This is a genomic window from Nonomuraea insulae (assembly GCF_042656245.1).
Genome location: NZ_JBHSPA010000017.1, coordinates 187,239 through 206,553, shown reverse-complemented (window position 1 = coordinate 206,553; position 19,315 = coordinate 187,239). Strand labels below are relative to the sequence as shown.

The window sequence follows — 19,315 nt, the reverse complement described above, 5'->3', positions numbered from 1 at the left end:
TGCCGGGCTCACCCTACATGATCAGCACGGGAACCAGCAGGGGCCGAAGAGCCCGCGCTCACGTCTCGCACGGAACCGGCGGGCACATGGCTGACCGCCTGGTAGTAGGACCAGGCGAGCCGGTCGCAGGCCACTTTCCTGGCCCCCGCGTAATCACCGCACACCGTCCGCAGGTCGAACAGGAAAGCCTTGTCGATGTGCTCCTTGTTCGCCGGGAACCGGGTCACGGCCTTGTAATTGCGGTAACCGAAGTCGTGCCTGCGGCAGGGCATCCGGAAATCGAAGCCGAGCGGGCGGTCGGGGCTGGAGGAGCACAGGTCGGTCGTCCAGTCGAAGGCGTAGGCCGTCCACGGCTCCTGCCGCTCCCAGGCGTCCCGCCAGGCCGCGGCACTGGCGGTGGTGGGCTGGGTGAAGACGGAGAGCGCGGTGAGTTTCTGCGCCAGCGTGACGGCGTACGCGGGAGCCTGATTCGCCAGGACGGTGATCAGGGCGGCGGCCAGGAGTCGTCCAACCATGCGAGAGCCTTGCCTGTCTTCTGAAGGCGAGTTTCGACCGAGCACCCGGCGCTGGGCTGACCTACGGCGCGTCCGTTTGACCGTCCATCTCCGGCCCACGGAATATTACCCTAAGTGACGGCCTGCAACCCGGAGTGAGCATGGTTGATACGAGGCTGGTCGATGTCGCCTCCATGGCCGAGCGCTGGGTGCGAGAGTGCCCCGGCGCGCCCGCCTACCACTTCGACGACGGCCGCACGACGCGGACGCTCTCGTACGCCGGCCTGGACGACGCGGTCGCCAGGACGGCGATGGCGCTGGAGCGGGGCGGGGTGACGGCGGGGACTCGGACGGCCGTCATGGTGCCGGGGCCCGAGTTGGCGCCGCTGGTCTTCGCGTTGCTGCGGCTGAGGGCGGTGCCCGTGCTGATCGATCCGGGGCTCGGGGTCAGGGCGATGACCACGTGTCTTCATGAGGCGGCTCCGCGGGCGTTCGTCGGTGTTCCCAGTGCTCAGGTGGCGCGGGCGGTGCTGGGCTGGGGGCGGGCGAGTGTGCGGACGAGCGTCACCGTGGGGCCCCGGCGGTGGTGGTTCGGGCAGACGATCGACGGGTTGCGCGACGGTACTGGCGCCGGGTGGCCGCGGCCCGCGCTCGATGAGGATGCGCTGATCGTGTTCACGTCCGGGTCCACGGGCGCGCCGAAGGGGGTGCCGTTGCGGCATCGGCAGCTCGCGGGGCAGGCGAGGTTGCTGGGCGAGTTCGGGGCGTTGCGTCCGGGGATGGTCATGTACTCGACGTTCCTGCCGTTCGCGGTGGCGGGGCCGGCCGTCGGGTGTACGACGGTCATTCCCAGGGTGGATCTGCGGCACCCGGAGCGGATGGATCCGGCCGCGATGGAGGAGTCCATCAGGCGGCACGGCGTCTCGGGGGTGTTCGCCGCTCCCGCGCTGCTGGATCGGCTGGTGCGGCACTGCGGGGAGCGGGTGCTTGACACCGTCGAGGTGGTGATCAGCGCGGGGGCCCCGCTGCCGTACGGGGTGGTGCGGCGGGCACGGCGGTGCCTGCCCGCGCACGCGAAGCTGTACTCGATCTACGGCGCCACCGAGTCCCTGCTGGTGAGTGTGGCCGACGCGGAGGTGCTCGAAGAGACGGCGGCGGCCACCGCGGAGGGCGCCGGCACCTGTCTGGGCGTTCCTCTTCCCGGCAATCAGGTACGCATCATCCCGATCTCCGATGAACCGATTTCCGAGTGGTCCGATGAGCTGGCGCTTCCACCGGGCGTCGTCGGGGAGATCACCGTGGCGGGGCCGGCGGTGAGCGATCCGTACCTCGGCCGGCCCGGGGACACGGCACTCGCCCGGATCGGGGAGGTGCATCGGATGGGGGACCTGGGATGGCAGGACGAACAGGGGCGGTTGTGGTTCGCGGGGCGGAAGAGCGAACGGGTCGGCGAGCTCTTCACCGATCAGGTGGAGCCGGTCTTCGACGAGCTGCCGGGAGTTCGCCGTACCGCGCTGGTCGGGGTGGGGCGGCGGGCGGTGTTGTGCGTGGAGTGTGAGCCCGGCGTGGGCCGGGGCGATCGCGCGAGGATCGCCGGACAGATCAAGGATGTGGATGAGGTGCTGTTCCATCGGGGGTTCCCGATGGACGTACGGCATGCCAGCAAGATCCGGCGGCCCCTGCTCGCCCGCTGGGCCGAACGGCGGCTCGGCCGATGAAGGTTCTGGTGACCGGGGGCGGCGGGTTCGTCGGTTCGGCCGTGTGCCGGATGTTGGTCGCGCGTGGGGACGAGGTATTTGCGCTGAACAGGAGCCGATATCCGGACCTGGCCGCATATGGCGTGGCGCAGATCGCCGGGGATGTCCGTGACGGGGAGGTGGTGCTGGCGGCCGTCCGCGGGTGTGACGCCGTGGTTCACTGCGCCGCCGCCGCCGGGATCTGGGGGCCTGCCCGGCTTTACGAGGAGGTCAACGTGGGCGGGACGGTGAATGTGCTGAAGGCGTGTCTACGGGCCCGGGTCGGCCGACTGGTGCACACGTCCTCGCCCAGCGTCGTGTTCGACGGCCGTGATCTTGACGGGGTGGATGAGTCCGTACCGTATGCCAGGAGATTTCTGGCGCACTACCCGCGGACGAAGGCCATCGCGGAGCGGCTGGTCCTGGGGGCGAACAGCGACCTGCTGGGCACGGTCGCCCTGCGGCCCCATCTCGTGTGGGGGCCAGGGGATCCGCACTTCCTGCCGCGGCTCATGAAGGCGGCGCGGCGCGGGACGTTCGCGCTGCCCCGGGCGCCGGGCAAACGTATCGACGCCGTCTACGTCGACAACGCCGCCGAGGCCCACCTGCTGGCCCTCGACGCGATCGCTCCCGGCTCGGACGTGAGCGGGCGGGCGTACTTCATCGGGCAGGGCGAGCCCATCACGCACGACCGCTGGGTCAACGCGTTGCTGGCGGCGGCGGGGATGCCGGCCGTCACCAGGCGGGTTCCCGCCTGGTCGGCCCACATGGCGGCGCGTGCGGTCGAGGGCGCGTACCGTGTCGCGCGGGTGCGGGCCGAGCCGCCGATCACCCGGCTCCTGGTGCGGCAGGCCACGACCGCGCACTGGTTCGACCTCTCGGCGGCCCGCCACGATCTCGGCTACGTTCCGCGCGTCGGCATGATCGAGGGCATGAAGCGGCTCCAGGAGCACCTGTCCGCATGAGCCTGCCCGGATACCCGTTCACCTCACGCAGGTTCGTCCGTCGCGACGGAATCGGCCAGCACTACCTCGACGAGGGTGCCGGGGCGCCGGTGCTGATGCTGCACGGCAACCCGTCCTGGAGCTACATGTGGCGGCGGCTGATCCTCTGCCTGCGCGGCGAGCACCGGTGCGTCGCGCCCGACCACATCGGCATGGGCCTGTCGGACAAGCCCGGCGAGGACCGGTACGCCTACACCCTCGCCTCCCGCGTCGACGACCTGGACGCGCTCACCGAGCACCTCATCGGCACCCAGGGGGCTCCGGCCCACGGCTGGACCCTGGTGATGCACGACTGGGGCGGGCCGATCGGCATGTCCTGGGCCCGACGCCATCCCGAGCGGGTCGCCCGCCTGGTCGTCCTCAACACCGCCGCCTTTCCCAACCCCCGGGGCAGCCGGGTGCGGCCGCTGCTGCGAGCGCCGTTCTGGGTCCTGCGCGAGACCCGCCTCGGCGCCCGGCTGTTCCTGCGGCACAACGTCTTCAACCGGCTCGCGACGCTGCCGCCCCTCGGGGTACGCCGGCGCATGCCGGGACCTGTCAGGGCCGCCTTCCTCGCCCCCGGTGAGCTTCCCGGGCAGCGGGTCGCGGTGCGGCGGTTCGTCCAGGACATCCCCTTGGGGCCTGGAGACCCCGCGTGGCCGGTGCTCGAACGCACCGGTGAGGCGCTGGGCCAGTTCGCCGACCGGCCGATGCTGATCGGGTGGGGCCTGCGTGATCTGGTCTTCGACCAGGTCATCCTCCGCCGGTGGCGGGAACGTTTCCCGGCGGCCGAGGTCCACCTGTTCCGCGACGCCGGTCACTATCTGCTCGAAGACGCCCACGATCGGCTCCTGCCCGCCATCCGCGCCTTCCTGCGCGACTGACGCGAAGGGCCGGCCGCGTCAGGTCTCGACGCGGCCGGCGAGCGTCGTCAGAGGCGGGCGAGGACGGCGCGGGCGATGTCGGCCACGGTCCCGCCACTGCGGAGCAGCTCCATGGGCGGGATCTCGATGCCGTACTGATGGCGTACGGACGACAGCAGTTGAGCGCTCATCAGGGAGTCCACGCCGTAGTCCTGGAGCTTCTTGTCGGCGGCGATCTGCTCGGCGGGCATGTGCATGATTCCCCCGAGAAGCTGCCGGATCTGGCCGCTGACGTGCTCGAACGCCTCCTCAGGACTCATCGCGGCCAGCTTCTCCAGCACCTGACCGGCGTCGAGTCCGTCGTCCTCCAGGGCGGTCGGCATGATCAGCGACATGCCGGGCCCGTTGAGCGTGGGCAGGACCTGGCGCAGGCGGCTCCAGTCGCAGCGGCCCACCCCGGCGACGTCCACGTCGTCGGCGAGCAGGTCCTCGATGGCGGCGAACGCCTCGGCCGGGCTGATGGGTTCGACGCCGAACCTGGCCAGCGCCTCCCCCTGGCCGCCGCGGGCCAGCACACCGGTCTCCCCCAGCGCGCCCAGGCAGACGGCCAGGGCGGGCCGGCCCTGGCCGCGACGCCGGCGGGCCAGGGCCTCCAGGAAGAGGTTCGCGGCGACGTACGAGGTCTGCCCGACGTGCCCCAGGGTTGTGGTGATCGAGGAGTACATGAGGAACAGGTCCAGGTCGCGGTCCCCGGTGACGGCGTCCAGGACCAGCGCTCCGGCGATCTTGGGACGGAGCACGGCCTGGACGCGTTCGTCGGTGAGGTTGACCAGGGCGTCGTCGTCGAGGTGCATGGCCGAGTGGACGACGCCGCGCAGCGGGTGATCGCTCGCGTCCAGTTCACGCACGATCCGGCTCATGGCGCTCTCGTCGGCGACGTCGGCCGCGTGGGCCCGGGCCGTGACCCCCTGTTCGGCGAGCTCGGCCAGCAGGCCCGCGGCGTCGGGAGCGTCGGGGCCGCGGCGGCTGACCAGGGCCAGGTGGCGGGCGCCGCGCGCGGCGAGCCAGCGGGCGGTGGCGGCGCCGAAGCCGCCCAGGCCGCCGGTGACGAGGTAGGTTCCGCGCGGGTCCAGCCGGAGCGGGCTCGGCAGAGGTTCGATCTGCACGGGTTCGTTCTCCACGGGTTCGCCGAACGAGACGACGATCTTCCCGAGGTGCCGGGAGTGGCGCATGAGTGCGAACGCCTCGGCGACGCGGGCGGCCGGGTACACGGTGTGCGGCAAAGGGGTCGCGATCCCGGCTTCGATGAGGTCCGGCAGCTCCGCGTACACCTCGGCGGCGCGTTCGGGCTCCCTGTTCATGAGGGAGCCCACGTCCACGCCGAAGAAGCCCAGGTTCTCGCCGATGGGCCGCAGCAGGAGGGGCTTGTTGAGGTAGATGTCGCGTTTGCCGAGCTCGATGAAGCGGCCGGCGTGCGCGAGGGTCTCCAGGCTGCGGGTGAGCGCCTCCCCTGCCAGGGAGTTGAGCACGACGTTCACGCCCCGGCCGCCGGTCGCCTGCCTGACCTGCTCGGCGAAGTGCAGGCCGCGGGAGTCGAAGACGTGCCGAACGCCCATCGCCCGGAGGTAGGCGCGTTTCGCCGGGGTTCCTGCGGTGGCGATCACGTGCGCGCCGCACCGGCGGGCGTACTGGATGGCGGCCAGCCCCACGCCGCCCGCGCCGCCGTGGACGAGCACGGTCTCGCCCGGCTCGACGCGGGCGCACGTGCGCAGGGCGAAATGCACGGTGAGGTACGCGAGCGGCATCGTGGCGGCCTCGGCGAAGCTCATCTCCTCCGGCATCGGGCACGCCGACCAGGCCGGGACGACCGCCTGACTGGCGAACCCGATCGCGGACGTGGCCATCACGCGCTGCCCCACACGCAGGCCGGTCACGTCGGGGCCGACGGCGCTCACCACGCCGGCGCATTCGAGTCCCATGGGGAAGCCGTCGTAGAAGCCTTCGAGCGCCTCGCTCGGCAGCAGGTTCACCGCGTGGACGACGTCGCGGTAGTTCAGCCCCACGGCCCGGACGTCGATCAGCACCTCGGCCGGCCCTGGAGTGGGCGGGGCCATCTGGCGCCAGGCCAGTTCGTAGGCCAGCCCGGGGTTCCGGACGGTCAGCTCGTAAGCCGCGCCGTGATCTGCCCTGGTGACCCGGTCGGCGATCTTCCGCGTGCGAGCGACGAAACGTCCCTGCCGGGTCAGGACGATCTCGTCCTCGTCCCCTGGCCGGGCCAGCTCGCCGAGCAGGCGCTCGGCATCGGCGGCGGTGTCGTCCGTACGATGCAGGCACACGCGGCGCACCGGCAGCCGCGACAGTTCGTTGGCCATCGACCGGGTCGCGGCCCACACGGCGGCGTCCCCCAGGTGCGCCGGGTCACCGGTGTCAGGCAGGGCCCCGCAGGGCCTCGTGACCAGCCACAACGCCGTGCCGGCCGGCGCCTGGGCGATCGCCCGCAGGGTCGCCGAGTGACGCGTCACCTCTCCTACGGTGTCCTCGGCGTCCCCGCCGAGGAGGAGCACGTACGTCACCGGGGCATCGGGGTCTTCCGGCCCCACCTCGCGCACCACCCGGGCCCCGCGCCGCGCGAGCTGGACGGCCAGCCCGTCCGACGGGTCGTCGGCCACGACGATCCACGACGTCGCGGGGTCCAGGCCGGCCGGGGCACGGTCGGCGACGGTCCCGGCGACGGCCCCGGCGACGGCCCCGGCGACGGGCCCGATGGCGGCTTCGGTGACGGGCCCGGTGACGGCTTCGGTGGCGGCTTCGGTCGCGGCGGCCAGGAACACCGAGAACGCGCCGGGTCCCGGCTCGTCCCCGGTCCGCGCGACCTCCCCGTACCCGCTCTCGGCCAGCACCCCGGCCCAGTCCATGTCCGGCACGAGAGGCGCCATGTCCGCGTACGCGGCGACCGGCGTGCGATGCGGCTCGACGGCCAGCAGCTGGCCACCGGGCACGAGCGCCCCCGACAACCGGCGCAGCGTGCCCGGGAGGTCCTCGGCCAGATGCAGGACGTGCGTGGCGATGACCAGGTCGAAGCCGTCCACCTGGAGGTCGTCGTCGAGGTCGAGGACGCGGTGGTCGACGAAGTCGTAGGAGGCGAAGCGCTGCCGGGCGCGGGCCACGAGGAGTTCGTTCGCGTCGGTGAAGACGTACTGGGTGCGGGCGGGCGGCAGGATCGGCAGCAGTACGGCGGTGGTGCCACCGATTCCCGCCCCCACCTCCAGCACCCGCAGCGGCCGATCGTGCGGCCACCGGCGGACGATCCCCTCGACGAGCGCGCGGGCGATCCGGTTGGCGTACAGGCTGACCGGCGCGATGTCGTGGAACTGCTCCATCAGCTCCGCTCCCCCACCCGAGGCGAACACCTCGGCGGGCTCGACGTCCCCGCGCAGGATGGGCAGGAGCTGACTGCCGCACAGCGCGGACATGGCCTGTTCGGCGGCGAACGGCGTGCCCTCGGAGTAGAGATCGCCGCGTACGTCCGGGCGGGTGAGCCGGAACTGGTCCCCGTCCACGCGCTGGGCCAGCCCGTGCCGTTCGAGCAGCGGCATAGCCCGGCGCACCATGGGCATCCTGCGGGGGTCCACGACCCGCTCGATCTCGCCCAGCGCGCAGGACAGGTCGTGTGCGAACGTCTCCTCCATCCGGTCGGCGAAGCCGGCGTGGCCGAGCCGCTCCCACCAGTCCCGGCGGAGCCGGTCGATCCGCGCGGACGCCGCGTTCAGGATCTCCCCAGGTCCGGGGAGCGGCCACGGCCGGCCGGAGAGAGGCTGGGCCCGCAGTTCCGTGCGGAAGCGGGTCAGCGGCGTGGCGGCCAGGAGCCCGGTACGCCGCAACCGGCAGCCCTCCACCTCGATCGCCACCGTGCCGTCGAGATCGGCCACCGTGAGATCCCAGCGCACCTCGTCGTCACCACGTGCCCGTTCGCGCACGTGAAGCAGCCCCTCAGAGGACGGCGACCGCCACACCCGCACCGAGCCGATCGCCGACGGCAGGAAGCCGTTGCCGAGCAGGAGGGTCTCCACCAGCCAGTGCACGCCGACCTGCAGCGCGCCGTCCAGCAGCACGGGATGGACGTGATAGCGCCCTTCCGCCTGCTCGGCCACGCCGTAGGCCCCCAGCGCCTCCCCGTCGCCGCTCCACAGCTCACGCAGCACCTGGAACGCGGGACCGTACTCGAGCCCGCCCTTGACCAGCCGCCGATAGAAGTCCTCGACGTCGATCGGGACGGCGATGCGGGCGCGGAGATCGGCCACGTCCAGCGGCGACGGGCTCGGGCGCAGCAGCGGGCGGACACGGGCGCGGAAGTGTTCCTGCGGTTGCCGCTCGACGTCCTCGGTGCTGGACACGATCACCACGCCGGTCTCGGGCGACAACGAGGTCTGCGCGTACGCCGGACGGCCCTGCTCCGGCAGCACGAGGGCACGGGTGACGGCGGCCCGATCGACCTCGACCGCGTCGGTGATCTCCGGCAGCGCCAGCCGCCCTGCGGAGATCGCCATCTCCACGTACCCGGTGATGGGCATGACGGGGGCGCCGCCGATCCGGTGGTCGGACATCCAGGGCGCCAGGGGGCGTTCGAGGCGGCCGTGCCAGGTGGGGTGCGGGGCGGGCAGGCGTTCGCCCAGGAGGGGGTGCTCCAGTTCGCCGGTTCCGCTGGATTGGACCCACGTGTCGGGTCCGCCGACCCAGTACCGTTCGCGTTCCCAGGGGTAGGCGGGCAGGTCCCGTACTGATCCGGCGTGCGGGAAGTACCGGTCCCAGTCCACGCGGGCGCCGCAGGCCATGGCCGTGGCGACGGCGGTGCCCACGGCGGCGGGGCCCGGCCGGTCGCGGCGTACGGTGGCGAGCACGGCCGCGCGCCGGTGTGCCGAGCCGGCGACCCGGCGCAGGTACGAACGGAGCACCGGATGCGGGCCGATCTCCACGAGCACGTCGAAGTCCTCGTCGACGACATGCCCGACGGCGGCGGCGAACCGCACGGGCTCGCGGACGTTGCGCCACCAGTAGCCGGCGGTCAGCTCCGTGCCGGTCACCGGTTCACCGGTCACCGTCGAGATCATCTCCACGACGGCCGGCCGCGGGCTCACCCCGGCGAGGGCGGCGAGCAGCCGCTCCCTGATCGGGTCCATGGCGGCGCTGTGGAAGGCGTAGTCGAGGTCCAGGTGGTGGACGAAGGCGCCCTCTGCCTCCAGGTCGTCGCCGAGCCGCTTGAGCTGGTCCTCCCGCCCGGCCACGGTGACGTCGCGGTCGGTGTTGACCGCGGCGACCTCCACCCCGGGATAGTCGGCCAGCAGTTCCCTGGCCCGCTCCTCCGGCACGCCGATGGCGGCCATCCGGCCCTGCCCCATCGTGCTCGCCTGCGCCGTACCGCGCCCGGCGATCACCTGGGCGGCCTGTTCCAGCGACAGCGCCCCCGCGGTGCAGGCGGCGGCCACCTCGCCGACGCTGTGCCCCAGCACCGCGCCAGGCTCGATGCCGGCCTCCCGCAACGTCGCGACCAGGCCCACCTGGACGGCGAACAACAGCGGCTGCGCCACCTCGGTGGCCGACAACCGCCACTGCTCCGGCGGCAGCGTCATCTCCCGCACCACCGACCAGCCCAGCAGCGGCGTCAGCGCGCGGTCCGCCGCCTCGACGGCCGAGCGGAACACCGGGTCCCGCTCCAGCAGGTCGGCTCCCATGCCGGGCCACTGCGAGCCGTTCCCGGAGAACACGAACGCCACCCGCCCGTGCTCCACCGCCTCGGCCGTCGCCGCGGGCCCGGCCGGATCGTCCTGTCGCAGCAGACAGCGCAGCTCCGCGGCGGTGTCCGCCGGTGAGGAGGCCAGCACGACCGCCCGGTGCGGGTGGTGCCCACGGCGGCGACCGGCGGTGTAAGCGACGTCGTAGAAGGAGTCGCCGAGCCGGTCCAGGTGAGCGGCGGCCCGCTCCATCGCCTGGGACAGAGCGGCGGGCGTCTTGGCCGACACCACGAACGGCCGCGGGCCCACGCGCGAGGGGGTCTCCACCGCGTCGGGCGCGGCGGTGAGCGCCACATGGACGTTGCTGCCGCCGAACCCGAAGGAGTTGACGCCGACCAGCCCCTTCGCGCACGGCCTGGCCTGGGTGGACACGGACAGGCCGAGCCCGTCGAAGTCGATGTCGGGATTAAGCTCCTCGGTGTGCAGGGACGCGGGAATGACCCCGTGCTTGAGCACCAGCACCGCCTTGAGCAGCCCCGCCATGCCGGACGCCGGCTCCAGATGCCCGACGTTCGACTTGACCGACCCGATGGGCAACGCGCCGCGGGTCCTGCGACCGCCCAGCGCCCGGCCGAGCGCCAGGCATTCGGCGGCGTCCCCGGCCAGGGTGCCGGTGCCGTGCGCCTCGACGTACACGAGGTCGTCGGGGTCCAGGTGCTCGTACACCTGCCTGAGCAGCGCCTCCTGGGCGTCCGGGTTCGGCAGGGCCAGCCCGTTGGTGTGGCCGTCGTTGTTCGTGCCGGCGCCCGCGATCACCGCGTGGATGCGGTCACCGTCGGCCACCGCGTCGGACAACCGCTTGAGCACGGCCACGCCGCCGCCCTCGGCCCGGACGAACCCGTCTGCCCGCGCGGAGAAGGCGGCGCACCGGCCGGTCGGCGAGAGCATCCGCGCCTGGCTGAACCCGATGAAGTGGCCCGGCGTGAGCAGCACGTTCACCCCGCCCGCCAGCACCACCCCGCTGGTCCCCTCCCGCAGGGTGCGGCAGCCGCGTTCGATCGCCAGCAACGACGACGAGCACGCGGTGTCCACCGCCATGCTCGGCCCGCGCAGGTCGAACGCGTGCGACAGCCGGTTGGCCGCGATCGACAGCGTCGCGCCCAGCATCATGTACGGATTGACCGTCTGCCCGTGCAACATCTGCTGCGTGCCGTAGGAGGTGTCGGAGATGCCGACGAACACCGCGGTGTCGGTCCCCGCCAGCGTGGCCGGGTCGATGCCCGCGTCGTCGAGCGCCTCCGCCGCCATCTCCAGCAGCAGCCGCTGCTGGGGGTCCATGGCGGAGGCCTCCTTGGGCGAGATCCTGAAGTACGCGGCGTCGAACCGGCTGACGTCCTCCAGGAACCCGCCCGCCCGGGTGTAGCTCCTGTCCTCGAACGTCCTGCCCTCGTCGACCCACCGATCAGCGTCGAAACGATCCGCCGGCACCTCGGTGACCAGGTCGGAGCCCTGCTCCAGCGCCTGCCACAACCCGTTCAGGTCATTGATGCCGCCAGGCAGCCGGCATCCCACGCCGACGATCGCGACAGCCGTCTCTTCGCTCACCCTCATACCCGCCCCCGGTCGCTCTCCGTATGAGATCAACTACTATGCGGCGTACGGGGGCGGGTCAACGTGCCTGGCCGCGTCACCAGCGGACGAGAACGGTTCCCGCGCTGATTCCGCTGGCCAGGCCGACGAGCGCCACCAGGTCCCCGCGATGGAGGCGGCCACCGGTGGCCGCCAGGTGCAACTGCATGGGCAGGGTGGAGGCGGCCAGGTTGCCGTGCTCCTCGATCGTGACCATGACCTTCTCGCGCGGGATCCCGGCCAGCTCACAGACCCACCACAGCGACGCCAGCGACGCCTGGTGCACGCAGATGGCGGCCATGTCGTCCCAGTCGAACCCGTGCCGGGCCAGCGGTCGCCGCAGCACGGCCGGGTCGAGTTTGAGCACGGCCACGGCCAGGGCCACGTCATCGACCGTGAAGGCGCCGCTACGGAAACCGCCGAACCTGTCGCGGGTGACCGGCACGACCGCGGCCTGCCAGTGCTCGGACTTGGCGAAGAACTGATGGCTCAGCACGCCGGGCGTCCCGCTCGCTTCGAGCAACATCGCCGTGCCGACGTCGGAGACCGTGTAGGAGGGCACGGCGGCCTTGAAGTCCTCCTCCGACTCCAGGTGCCAGCGCATGGCGGGGGTCGTGACCTCGCCGCCGGCGATGAGGATCGTGCTGTGGCGCCCCGAGGTGATGAAGGCGTCGGCGATCTCGATCGCGTTCAGCGCGCTGTTGCAGGCGTTGCGCACGTCGAAGACCGGGCAGTCGATGCCGAGCTTGGCGGCCACGAGGTGCGCGGTGGCCGGTTCGACGGCGTCGTAGGTCACGCCCGCGAAGATGACGAGGTCGATCTCGGGCGGGGCGTGCCCGGTCTTGTCCAGCAGCTTCCGCGCCGCCGCCGCGGCCAGGTCGGACGCCATCTGGTCGGAGGCGGCGACATGCCGCCGCCGCACCCCGCTGACCTCCTCGATCATGCCCCGCGGGATGTGCACGCCCGGGTTGCGATCGGCCAGCCGTCCTTCCAGCTCGGGCGTGGTCAGGCTGCCCTCGGGCAGTTGGACCGCCACGTCGGTCAGGCGGGTGAACCGTTCTGACATCGTCGACCTCCTCATCGACCGTCACGATAGGAGCGCGATGATCGCGAACGGCGGAGCGAACCGGGCTCTTTGCCCTGTCCTGACATGCGCGCGATCTCCGGCGATCGGGGCTTGCCAAGGGGGCGTGGCCGGGAGACCGTGGCGAGGTGCGTGAGATCCCGGGACCCCCGCCCCAGAGCGACGTCGCGGCCGCGGGCGGCCTGCACACCTACCAGCTCGACCTGCACGAACGGTACGGGCCGGTGGCGCGCTTCCAGCTCCCCGGCGCGCTGGAGGCGGTGTCGGTGGCCGACCCCGTGCTGCTGGAGGCCACGGCCGCGGTCAACGAACGGCCGGACCAGCTCTTCGAGTTCCTGGCCCCGCTCTGTGAGGCGGGCAACCTGCAGACCCTCCCGGCCGGCGAGCACGGGCCGCTGCGCCGGGCGCTGCTGTCGGTGCTGGCCGGGCGGCGCTCGCACGAGGCGCACTTCGCCGGGTTCACCGCGCTGGCCACGGAACTGGCCGATCGGTGGGCGGAACGCGCCGCCGCGGGGCCGGTGGAGTCGCAGCGGGACCTGAGCGAGTTGTCGCTCCGGATGATCTGCCAGTACGCGCTCGGCGGCGGCATCGACGACCCCGCGCGGGTCGTGAGCGCGTTCGAGACCGTGCTGACGGTGTACCTGGGGGGCCTGCGCGAGGGGGACGAGGAGTCGGAGCGGGCGCTGGCGTACCTGCGTGAGGTCGTGGACGGCGTGCTGGCCGGCGGCGGCAGCGACCTGGTGGCCGCCCTGGTCAAGGCGGACCTGAGCCCGGCCCGGGTGCGTGACACCGTGCTGATGATCATGCTGGCCGCGCACCACACGACCGGCGTGGCTGTCTCCTGGACCCTGCACCTGCTGTCCCGGCACCCCGAGGCGGCGGCGCGGGTGGCGGCGGAGCTGGACGAGGTGCTGGGTGAGCGGGCGGCGCCGGAGTACGCCGACCTCAAGCGCCTGACATATCTGGATATGTCGCTCAAGGAGTCGATGCGGCTCTACCCGCCCGGCCCGTACGGCGCCCGCGAGACCACCGAGGACCTCACCCTCGGCGACTACCACATCCCGGCAGGCACCACGATCTTCTACCCCTTCTGGGCCGTGCACCTGAACCCGGACCACTGGCCGGACCCGCGGGCGTTCATCCCCGACCGGTTCACCCCTGAGGAGCAGGCCAAACGCCCCCGGTACGCGTTCATCCCCTTCGGCCTGGGCCCGCGTAGCTGCGAGGGGGCCGGGCTGGCCATGGTGGAGGCCGAGCTGGTGCTGGCCGTGCTGCTCAGGAGGTTCCGGTTCGAGCCGGTCGCGGGCCATCCCGTGGTGCCCGTGGAACGCTTCGTCCTGTGGGCCGAGAGCGACATCCTCCTGCGGGTGACCGAGCGTCAGATGGGCCAGTAGAACAGCAGCACGACGAGGGCGAGGGTGAGGACGATGAAGCCCGGGGTCCTGGGCTTCGTGGCGGCCTCCCTGCGGGCGGAGATCACCAATGTGACGATCATGGTCAGGGCCGCCAGCAGGTGCAGCCCGTACCAGGCGGGGATGGGGACCCAGCCCCAGCCCAGCGAATCCACAGATCCGTAGCCGCCGAGCACTCCGAGCACGACCAGGCCCAGGCCCGCCAGCGCGAGCACGTACCGGAAGTGGCCGAGCATGGCCCAGAGAACGGCTCCCACCACGAGCAGGGAGGAGAACTGGTGGTGCAGCTGGCGGAAGAGCAGGCCGCCGCGCACGTCGAAGCTGATCCGGAGGCTGGAGTCGTACGCCTCGCTCATCATGACGCCGCGCAAGGGCTCGTAGCCGCCGTCGTAGGCCACCTGGTCGCCGCTGGGCGAGTAGTAGAAGGCCAGGTAGGCGCCCGTGACCAGGACCATCACGAAACAGTAGATGAGCATCTCGCCCACGAGCTGCCTCGCGCGCTCGACGTTCACGTCCGGACCACCTTCTCGACGGCTCTCCGGTACGCCGGCCACCCCCGCTCCACTCCGCCCGCCCAGTCCCACTCGTGCCGCTCGACCCCGAACTCCTTGGCCTCCGGCACCCGGCCGAGTGCCTCGGCGAGCTGGAGGTAGGACAGGCCGGCCGCGGCCAGCTCGGCCTGCTGGCGGCACAGGTCCGCGAGGGGCGCGCCCATGGCCTCGTCGAACGGGAGTCCGCCGAGGGCCGCGTACAGGGCGTCCACGAAGTCGTGCGCGCTGCCGGGCAGCAGGTCCACGCGCCGTGACGCGGCCGGCGCCGGTTCGCCGATGGCCGCGTACACGGCGGTCAGGTCGCCGTTGAACCAGTGGTTGGCCGCCTTGGCGGCGAAGCGGGCGAACTGCTGGTACGTCGGCGCCCTGCCGTTGGCGGCGGCGAACTTGTCGTGCTCGTAGGAGACCCCGTTCAGCTCGCTCTGCCACCGATGGCGCAGATACTCCTCGAAGTACCGGTTGCTCCACCCCTGCCGGTGCCGCGTGACGATGTCGCGCAACGGCTCGAAGCCACCACGGGCGTGTTCGAGCTCGTCGAAGAGGCTGAGATGGATGGGTGTGCCGGCCTGTTCGAGCTCGGTCAGCACGCGACGGTAGTGGCCGCGCAGCCCGGGCACGGTGGTCCGGGAGGCCGGACCCTCACGGACGAACCACACCGTGAGCGCCACGCCATGCCAGAACTCCCCTGCGGGACCCAGGGTCTCGGCCATGAGCCGGTGCGGATAGGGCTCGCTGACGATCGTCTCCGGCCAGCGCGGCAGCGTGAGGCCGTCCCACAGCGTGTTCACCTCCTCCACCAGGTCCGGGGTGAGGATCCAGCGGTAGAGCTGCCGGATGGGACCGAAGCCCGTTTTGATCGTGTACGGGCCGTCCTCGATCAGCCCCCACAGCGGATGCATGCCCGGCACCTGCCGCGCGTGCACGGCGTCGAACTGCCCCCACCACCGCCGCAGCACCTCGGCCCGCCGCTCCACGGCCGGCACCTGGGTCGGCCGCGCGGCGGCCGGCAGGGCGGTCACGATCTTCTCGGCGGGGTTCTGCGGCAGCTCCACGTAGTCGAGATAGGCCGGCCAGTCCCCGCCGAAGTACGCGCTCAACGCCGGCTGCAGGGCCTTGGTGAGCACCTTGCGGGCCGGCGGCGTCTCACCGCGCCCCTTCTTCAGCGTCGCGCTGACCAGCTCCTGGACACGGGCGGCACGAAAACGTGCCGCCGTGCGTAACGGGTCGGCGCGGCCCAGCGCGTCCAGCAGGCCGATCCTGGCCCGCGCCTGGCCGGCCCGGTCGAGCCGGTTCCACCCCCTGCCGTAGGCGAACGGCTCCAGCTCGGCGGCCAGGCCCATGGAGGCGTACATCTGGGTGATCATCGCCCAGGTCTCCTCCTGCTCGGCGGCGGGCTTGGCGGAGCCGGAGGCGCGGACGGTGATGGGGGCGAGGAGGTCGTCGAACAGGGGGATGAGCAACGACCAGGCCGCCAGCGCGTCGGGGGTGGAGCCGAGGTGCACCCTGGCGACGTCCTGGCCCGCGAGCGTGACGGCGTGCCAGGGATGGTGCCGCAGGTAGGCGGGCAGGTTGAGGACGCCGGCCTTGAGGGAGAGCTGCTCTGCCAGGTACCAGGCGCCGCGTCCCCGCTGTGCGGACAGGCTGTGGGCCTCCTGGATGAGGATGCGTTCCTGCGGGGTCAGCGTGCTCAGGGTGAGGGCGTCGCTGTTCTTGATGCCCTGCTCCCCAGGCACGACGGCGACCGGGCGGTGACCCGCGAGGGCGGCCGAGAGCACGTTCGCGACGAGCCGGTCGAGCGCCGCGAACCTCGTGTCCTTGCCGGCCTCGCCCTCCAGGCTCAGGAACGCGTCGGGTTCGGCCGCCGCCAGGGCTGAGGCGTAGTCAGACATGAGCGCTCCCCTCGGCGTCGAGCGCCGCCGCCTTCCCCTCCAGCTCCTCGCTCCGGTAGCCCTCCCCGAACCGCTGCGCCCGCCGGCCCACCGCCACGGCGTCACGAAGCGCGCCCTCGGTCTCCAGCAGCCTCATCCACGTCTCCACGGCCGCGAGCCGGGAGAACCCCCGCGAAGGGTCCCGCTCGTCCATCGCGATGGCCTCGGGAGCTGCCTCGATCAGAGTGAGGTCCAGGGCGGCGAACGTCTCCACGAACCGCAGCCCGTCGGGGGCCGGCCGCCGCCGCGCCCACAACTGCCTGACGCCGCCCTGCAGCAGGTGGTGGTAGTCGGAGGCGATGCCCGGCAGCTCCATGCCCTCGAAGATCCACCGGACCAGCTCGTTCGTGTCCATGACCGTGGTGTCGGCGAACGCGCGGCGGTGCGCGGGCGAGGACGAGGACGAGGCGTGGCCGTCAGGGGTCGGCCAGTACAGGTAAGGGGAGCCGGGCTCCTGAAGCGGACGCACCTGAGCCTCGGGCAGCCGGGACCGATCGACGCCCGGACTGCCCGGGAAACCGATTCCCGGGATGTCAGCCATCCGCGCATACCACCGTGTCACGACGTCCCTTCCGATGAGCGAGCCAGGAAATCATCGTCCGCCGCCGGGCGAGCGTTACGGCGTCCTGCCATTGACATCGTTCGCACTCCTAACTAATTTACTTCGCACTGCCAACTGTTCGCAATACGAAGTAGGTGAGTGAGATGTCACGCGATACGAAGGCGCTGGCCGCGCTGATGACGGCGGTCTTCAGCTACGCGCTGATGCAGACCGTGGTGGTGCCCGCGCTGGGGTTGCTGACGCGCGAGCTGCGTACCACCCCGGCCTGGTCCACGTGGATCCTCAGCGCCTTCCTGCTGTCCAGCGCGGTCCTGACGCCGCTGCTGGGGCGGATGGGCGACCTCTACGGCAAGCGCCGGCTGCTGCTCGGCGTCCTGGCGGTGTACACGCTCGGCATGGCGGGGGCGGCGGTGGCGCAGGACATCGGGCAGCTCATCGCCGCGCGGGTGGTCCAGGGCTCGGCGCTGGCGCTGGTGCCGCTGTCCATGGCGCTCCTGCGTGGGGCGATGCCGCCGGCGCGGCTGCCGTTCGCGATGGGGCTGATCTCCGGGATCGTGGGCGCCGGGGCGGGCGCTGGGCTGGTGGTCGGCGGACTGCTGGCCGACTACCTGTCGTGGCGGTCGTTGTTCGTGCTCGGCGCGGTGCTCGCGCTGGTCAGCCTGCTGATGGCGGTCCGGTGGATCCCCTCGGGCGAGCCCGCCGCACGGGGACGGCTCGATCTGCCTGGAGCGGCACTGCTCGGGCTGGGGCTGGTCGCGTTGTTGCTCGCGCTCACGCTGGGGCCGTCATGGGGGTGGACGTCGGCGGGGGTGCTCGGCCTGTTCGGGCTCGCGGTCGTGGCGTTCGCCGTGCTCGTGGTCGTCGAGCGGCGCAGGGACGACCCGCTGATCGACGTCGCCGAGCTGACCGACCGGCCGATGTTCATGACCCACGCGGCGGCCTTCCTGTTCGGCGCGGGGTCGTACTTCTTCTACCTGGCCATGCCGCTGTTCGCGCAGCAGGATCCGGCGGCGACGGGGATCGGCTTCGGGGCGAGCGTCACCATGGCGGGGCTGCTGATGTTGCCGGGCATGCTGGCCATCATCCCGGCCGGCATGGTCGTCGGGCGGATGGCCGCCGCTTGGGGGCCGCGCTGGCCGCTCGTGGCGGGGTTCGCGCTGGCGGCGGCGGGGGCGGTGCTGCTCGCGGTGGCGCACGCGCAGATGTGGCAGCACCTGCTGTTCTACGCGGTGGTGGGCGCGGGCTCCGGGCTGGCGATGGGCTCGTTGCCCAAGCTGATCGCCGACATCGTGCCGCTCAGCCGTACCGGCACCGCGAACGGCGTGAACAACATCGTCCGCACGGTGGGCAGCACCGTGGGCAGCCAGCTCGCGGCGGTGGTGATCGCCTCGGGCGTGTCGGACGGCGCGTTCACCACGTTGTTCTGGCTCGCCGCGGCGGCCTGCGTGCTCGGCGTCGCCATCGCCCCGCTGGCCGTGGCGCCCCGCGCGGCCGAGGTCGCGCGGTGATCAGCGGGACTTCGGGTCCAGCCGGTCGCGTACGGCGTCGCCCAGCAGCACGAAGGCCAGCACGGTGAGGGACAGGGACAACGCGGGGAACAGCAGCAGGTGCGGATGGTTGAGGAAGGCGTCCTGGGCCACGTTGAGCTGGACGCCCCAGGAGATGGCCGGCGTCTTGAGCCCGACGCCCAGGAACGTCAGCGCCGACTCCGCGGTGATGACGCCGCCGACGTTCAGGCTGGTGACGGCCAGGAGCGGGGCCAGGGAGTTGGGCAGCACGTGACGGCGCATCACGCGCAGCGGGCCGGCGCCGAGGGAGACGGCGGCCCGTACGTAGTCGAGGTTGACGCAGCTCAGCGCGCTGGCCCGCATCAGACGGGTGGCGCCGGGCCAGCCGAACAGGATCAGCACCGACGACACCACCAGCGCGTCGCGGCGCTGGATGGTGGACAGGATGACGATCATGCCGACCAGCGCGGGGAAGCCGAAGATGACATCCATCAGGCGGCCGATCAGCATGTCGACCCAGCCCTGGTAGTACGCGGACACCACCCCGAGCACCATCGCGATCACCACGCAGCCGAGCGTGACCAACAGGCCGATCAGCACCGAGGAGCGGGCGCCGTGGATGACGTTGGCGTACAGGTCGCAACCCTGGATGTCGAAGCCGAACGGATGCCCGGCCGTCGGCCCCTGCCTGCTGAACCGCAGGTCGCAGACCCGGGGGTCGCCGTGGCCGAACAGGCCGGCGAACAGGCCGGGGAAGGCGGCGACGAGCAGGATCAGGCCCACCAGGACGGATGGAACGACGAGACGCGCCCCGAGTCGGCGGGACACCTTTGTCC

The 19,315-nt window shown here is 72.1% G+C and carries 12 protein-coding genes; 5 read left to right on the top strand and 7 right to left on the bottom strand.

Annotated elements, in window-relative coordinates; translation table 11 throughout:
* Positions 1-8: 8 nt before the first annotated feature.
* Positions 9-515 (bottom strand): phospholipase, encoded by a 507-nt coding sequence (locus ACFPZ3_RS14305; protein WP_379514548.1) that lies wholly within the window; start codon positions 513-515, stop codon positions 9-11.
* 140 nt (positions 516-655) lie between these two features.
* Here ACFPZ3_RS14305 and ACFPZ3_RS14300 point away from each other — a divergent pair, with 140 nt between their 5' ends.
* From ACFPZ3_RS14300 to ACFPZ3_RS14290, 3 genes are read left to right on the top strand one after another with little or no spacing between them, the layout of a single operon-like run.
* A complete protein-coding gene (locus ACFPZ3_RS14300) occupies positions 656-2,212 on the top strand; it encodes an AMP-binding protein (RefSeq protein WP_379514547.1) in 1,557 nt (518 codons plus the stop codon).
* The gene (locus ACFPZ3_RS14295) at positions 2,209-3,195 is read left to right on the top strand and encodes an NAD-dependent epimerase/dehydratase family protein (RefSeq protein WP_379514546.1); all 987 of its coding nucleotides are present in this window, start codon (positions 2,209-2,211) and stop codon (positions 3,193-3,195) included. Before ACFPZ3_RS14300 ends, ACFPZ3_RS14295 begins: the two co-directional genes overlap by 4 nt.
* Entirely contained in the window at positions 3,192-4,097 is a 906-nt protein-coding gene (locus ACFPZ3_RS14290; RefSeq protein ID WP_379514545.1) for an alpha/beta fold hydrolase, read from the top strand. The genes ACFPZ3_RS14295 and ACFPZ3_RS14290 overlap by 4 nt, the downstream gene beginning before the upstream one ends.
* A 47-nt stretch (positions 4,098-4,144) precedes the next feature.
* Here ACFPZ3_RS14290 and ACFPZ3_RS14285 read toward each other — a convergent pair whose 3' ends face one another.
* Positions 4,145-11,410 carry an SDR family NAD(P)-dependent oxidoreductase gene (locus ACFPZ3_RS14285; protein ID WP_379514544.1) on the bottom strand — a complete coding sequence of 2,422 codons (7,266 nt, stop codon included), beginning with the start codon at positions 11,408-11,410 and terminating at the stop codon, positions 4,145-4,147.
* An 82-nt stretch (positions 11,411-11,492) separates the two neighbouring features.
* Positions 11,493-12,500 carry a 3-oxoacyl-ACP synthase III family protein gene (locus ACFPZ3_RS14280; RefSeq protein WP_379514543.1) on the bottom strand — a complete coding sequence of 336 codons (1,008 nt, stop codon included), beginning with the start codon at positions 12,498-12,500 and terminating at the stop codon, positions 11,493-11,495.
* A 146-nt stretch (positions 12,501-12,646) separates the two neighbouring features.
* On the opposite strand from ACFPZ3_RS14280, the gene ACFPZ3_RS14275 reads away from it, so the two are divergent.
* On the top strand, positions 12,647-13,912 hold the full coding sequence (locus ACFPZ3_RS14275) for a cytochrome P450 (protein WP_379514542.1): 1,266 nt from the start codon (positions 12,647-12,649) through the stop codon (positions 13,910-13,912).
* Here the strand turns inward: ACFPZ3_RS14275 and ACFPZ3_RS14270 are convergent.
* The 3 genes from ACFPZ3_RS14270 to ACFPZ3_RS14260 are packed head-to-tail and all read right to left on the bottom strand — an operon-like array spanning position 13,897 to position 16,950.
* Complete coding sequence (locus tag ACFPZ3_RS14270) at positions 13,897-14,442, bottom strand: hypothetical protein (RefSeq protein WP_379514541.1); 546 nt, start codon at positions 14,440-14,442, stop codon at positions 13,897-13,899. The genes ACFPZ3_RS14275 and ACFPZ3_RS14270 overlap by 16 nt on opposite strands.
* Entirely contained in the window at positions 14,439-16,370 is a 1,932-nt protein-coding gene (locus ACFPZ3_RS14265) for a hypothetical protein (RefSeq protein ID WP_379514540.1), read from the bottom strand. The genes ACFPZ3_RS14270 and ACFPZ3_RS14265 overlap by 4 nt, the downstream gene beginning before the upstream one ends.
* Positions 16,363-16,950, bottom strand: coding sequence for a hypothetical protein (locus tag ACFPZ3_RS14260; protein WP_379514539.1), 588 nt, complete (start codon positions 16,948-16,950; stop codon positions 16,363-16,365). Before ACFPZ3_RS14260 ends, ACFPZ3_RS14265 begins: the two co-directional genes overlap by 8 nt.
* Before the next feature lie 164 nt (positions 16,951-17,114).
* Between ACFPZ3_RS14260 and ACFPZ3_RS14255 the strand changes: the two genes are divergently transcribed.
* Positions 17,115-18,479 (top strand): MFS transporter, encoded by a 1,365-nt coding sequence (locus tag ACFPZ3_RS14255; protein WP_379514538.1) that lies wholly within the window; start codon positions 17,115-17,117, stop codon positions 18,477-18,479.
* Here the strand turns inward: ACFPZ3_RS14255 and ACFPZ3_RS14250 are convergent, their stop codons facing one another.
* Entirely contained in the window at positions 18,480-19,307 is an 828-nt protein-coding gene (locus ACFPZ3_RS14250) for an ABC transporter permease (protein ID WP_379514537.1), read from the bottom strand.
* Positions 19,308-19,315 lie beyond the last annotated feature (8 nt).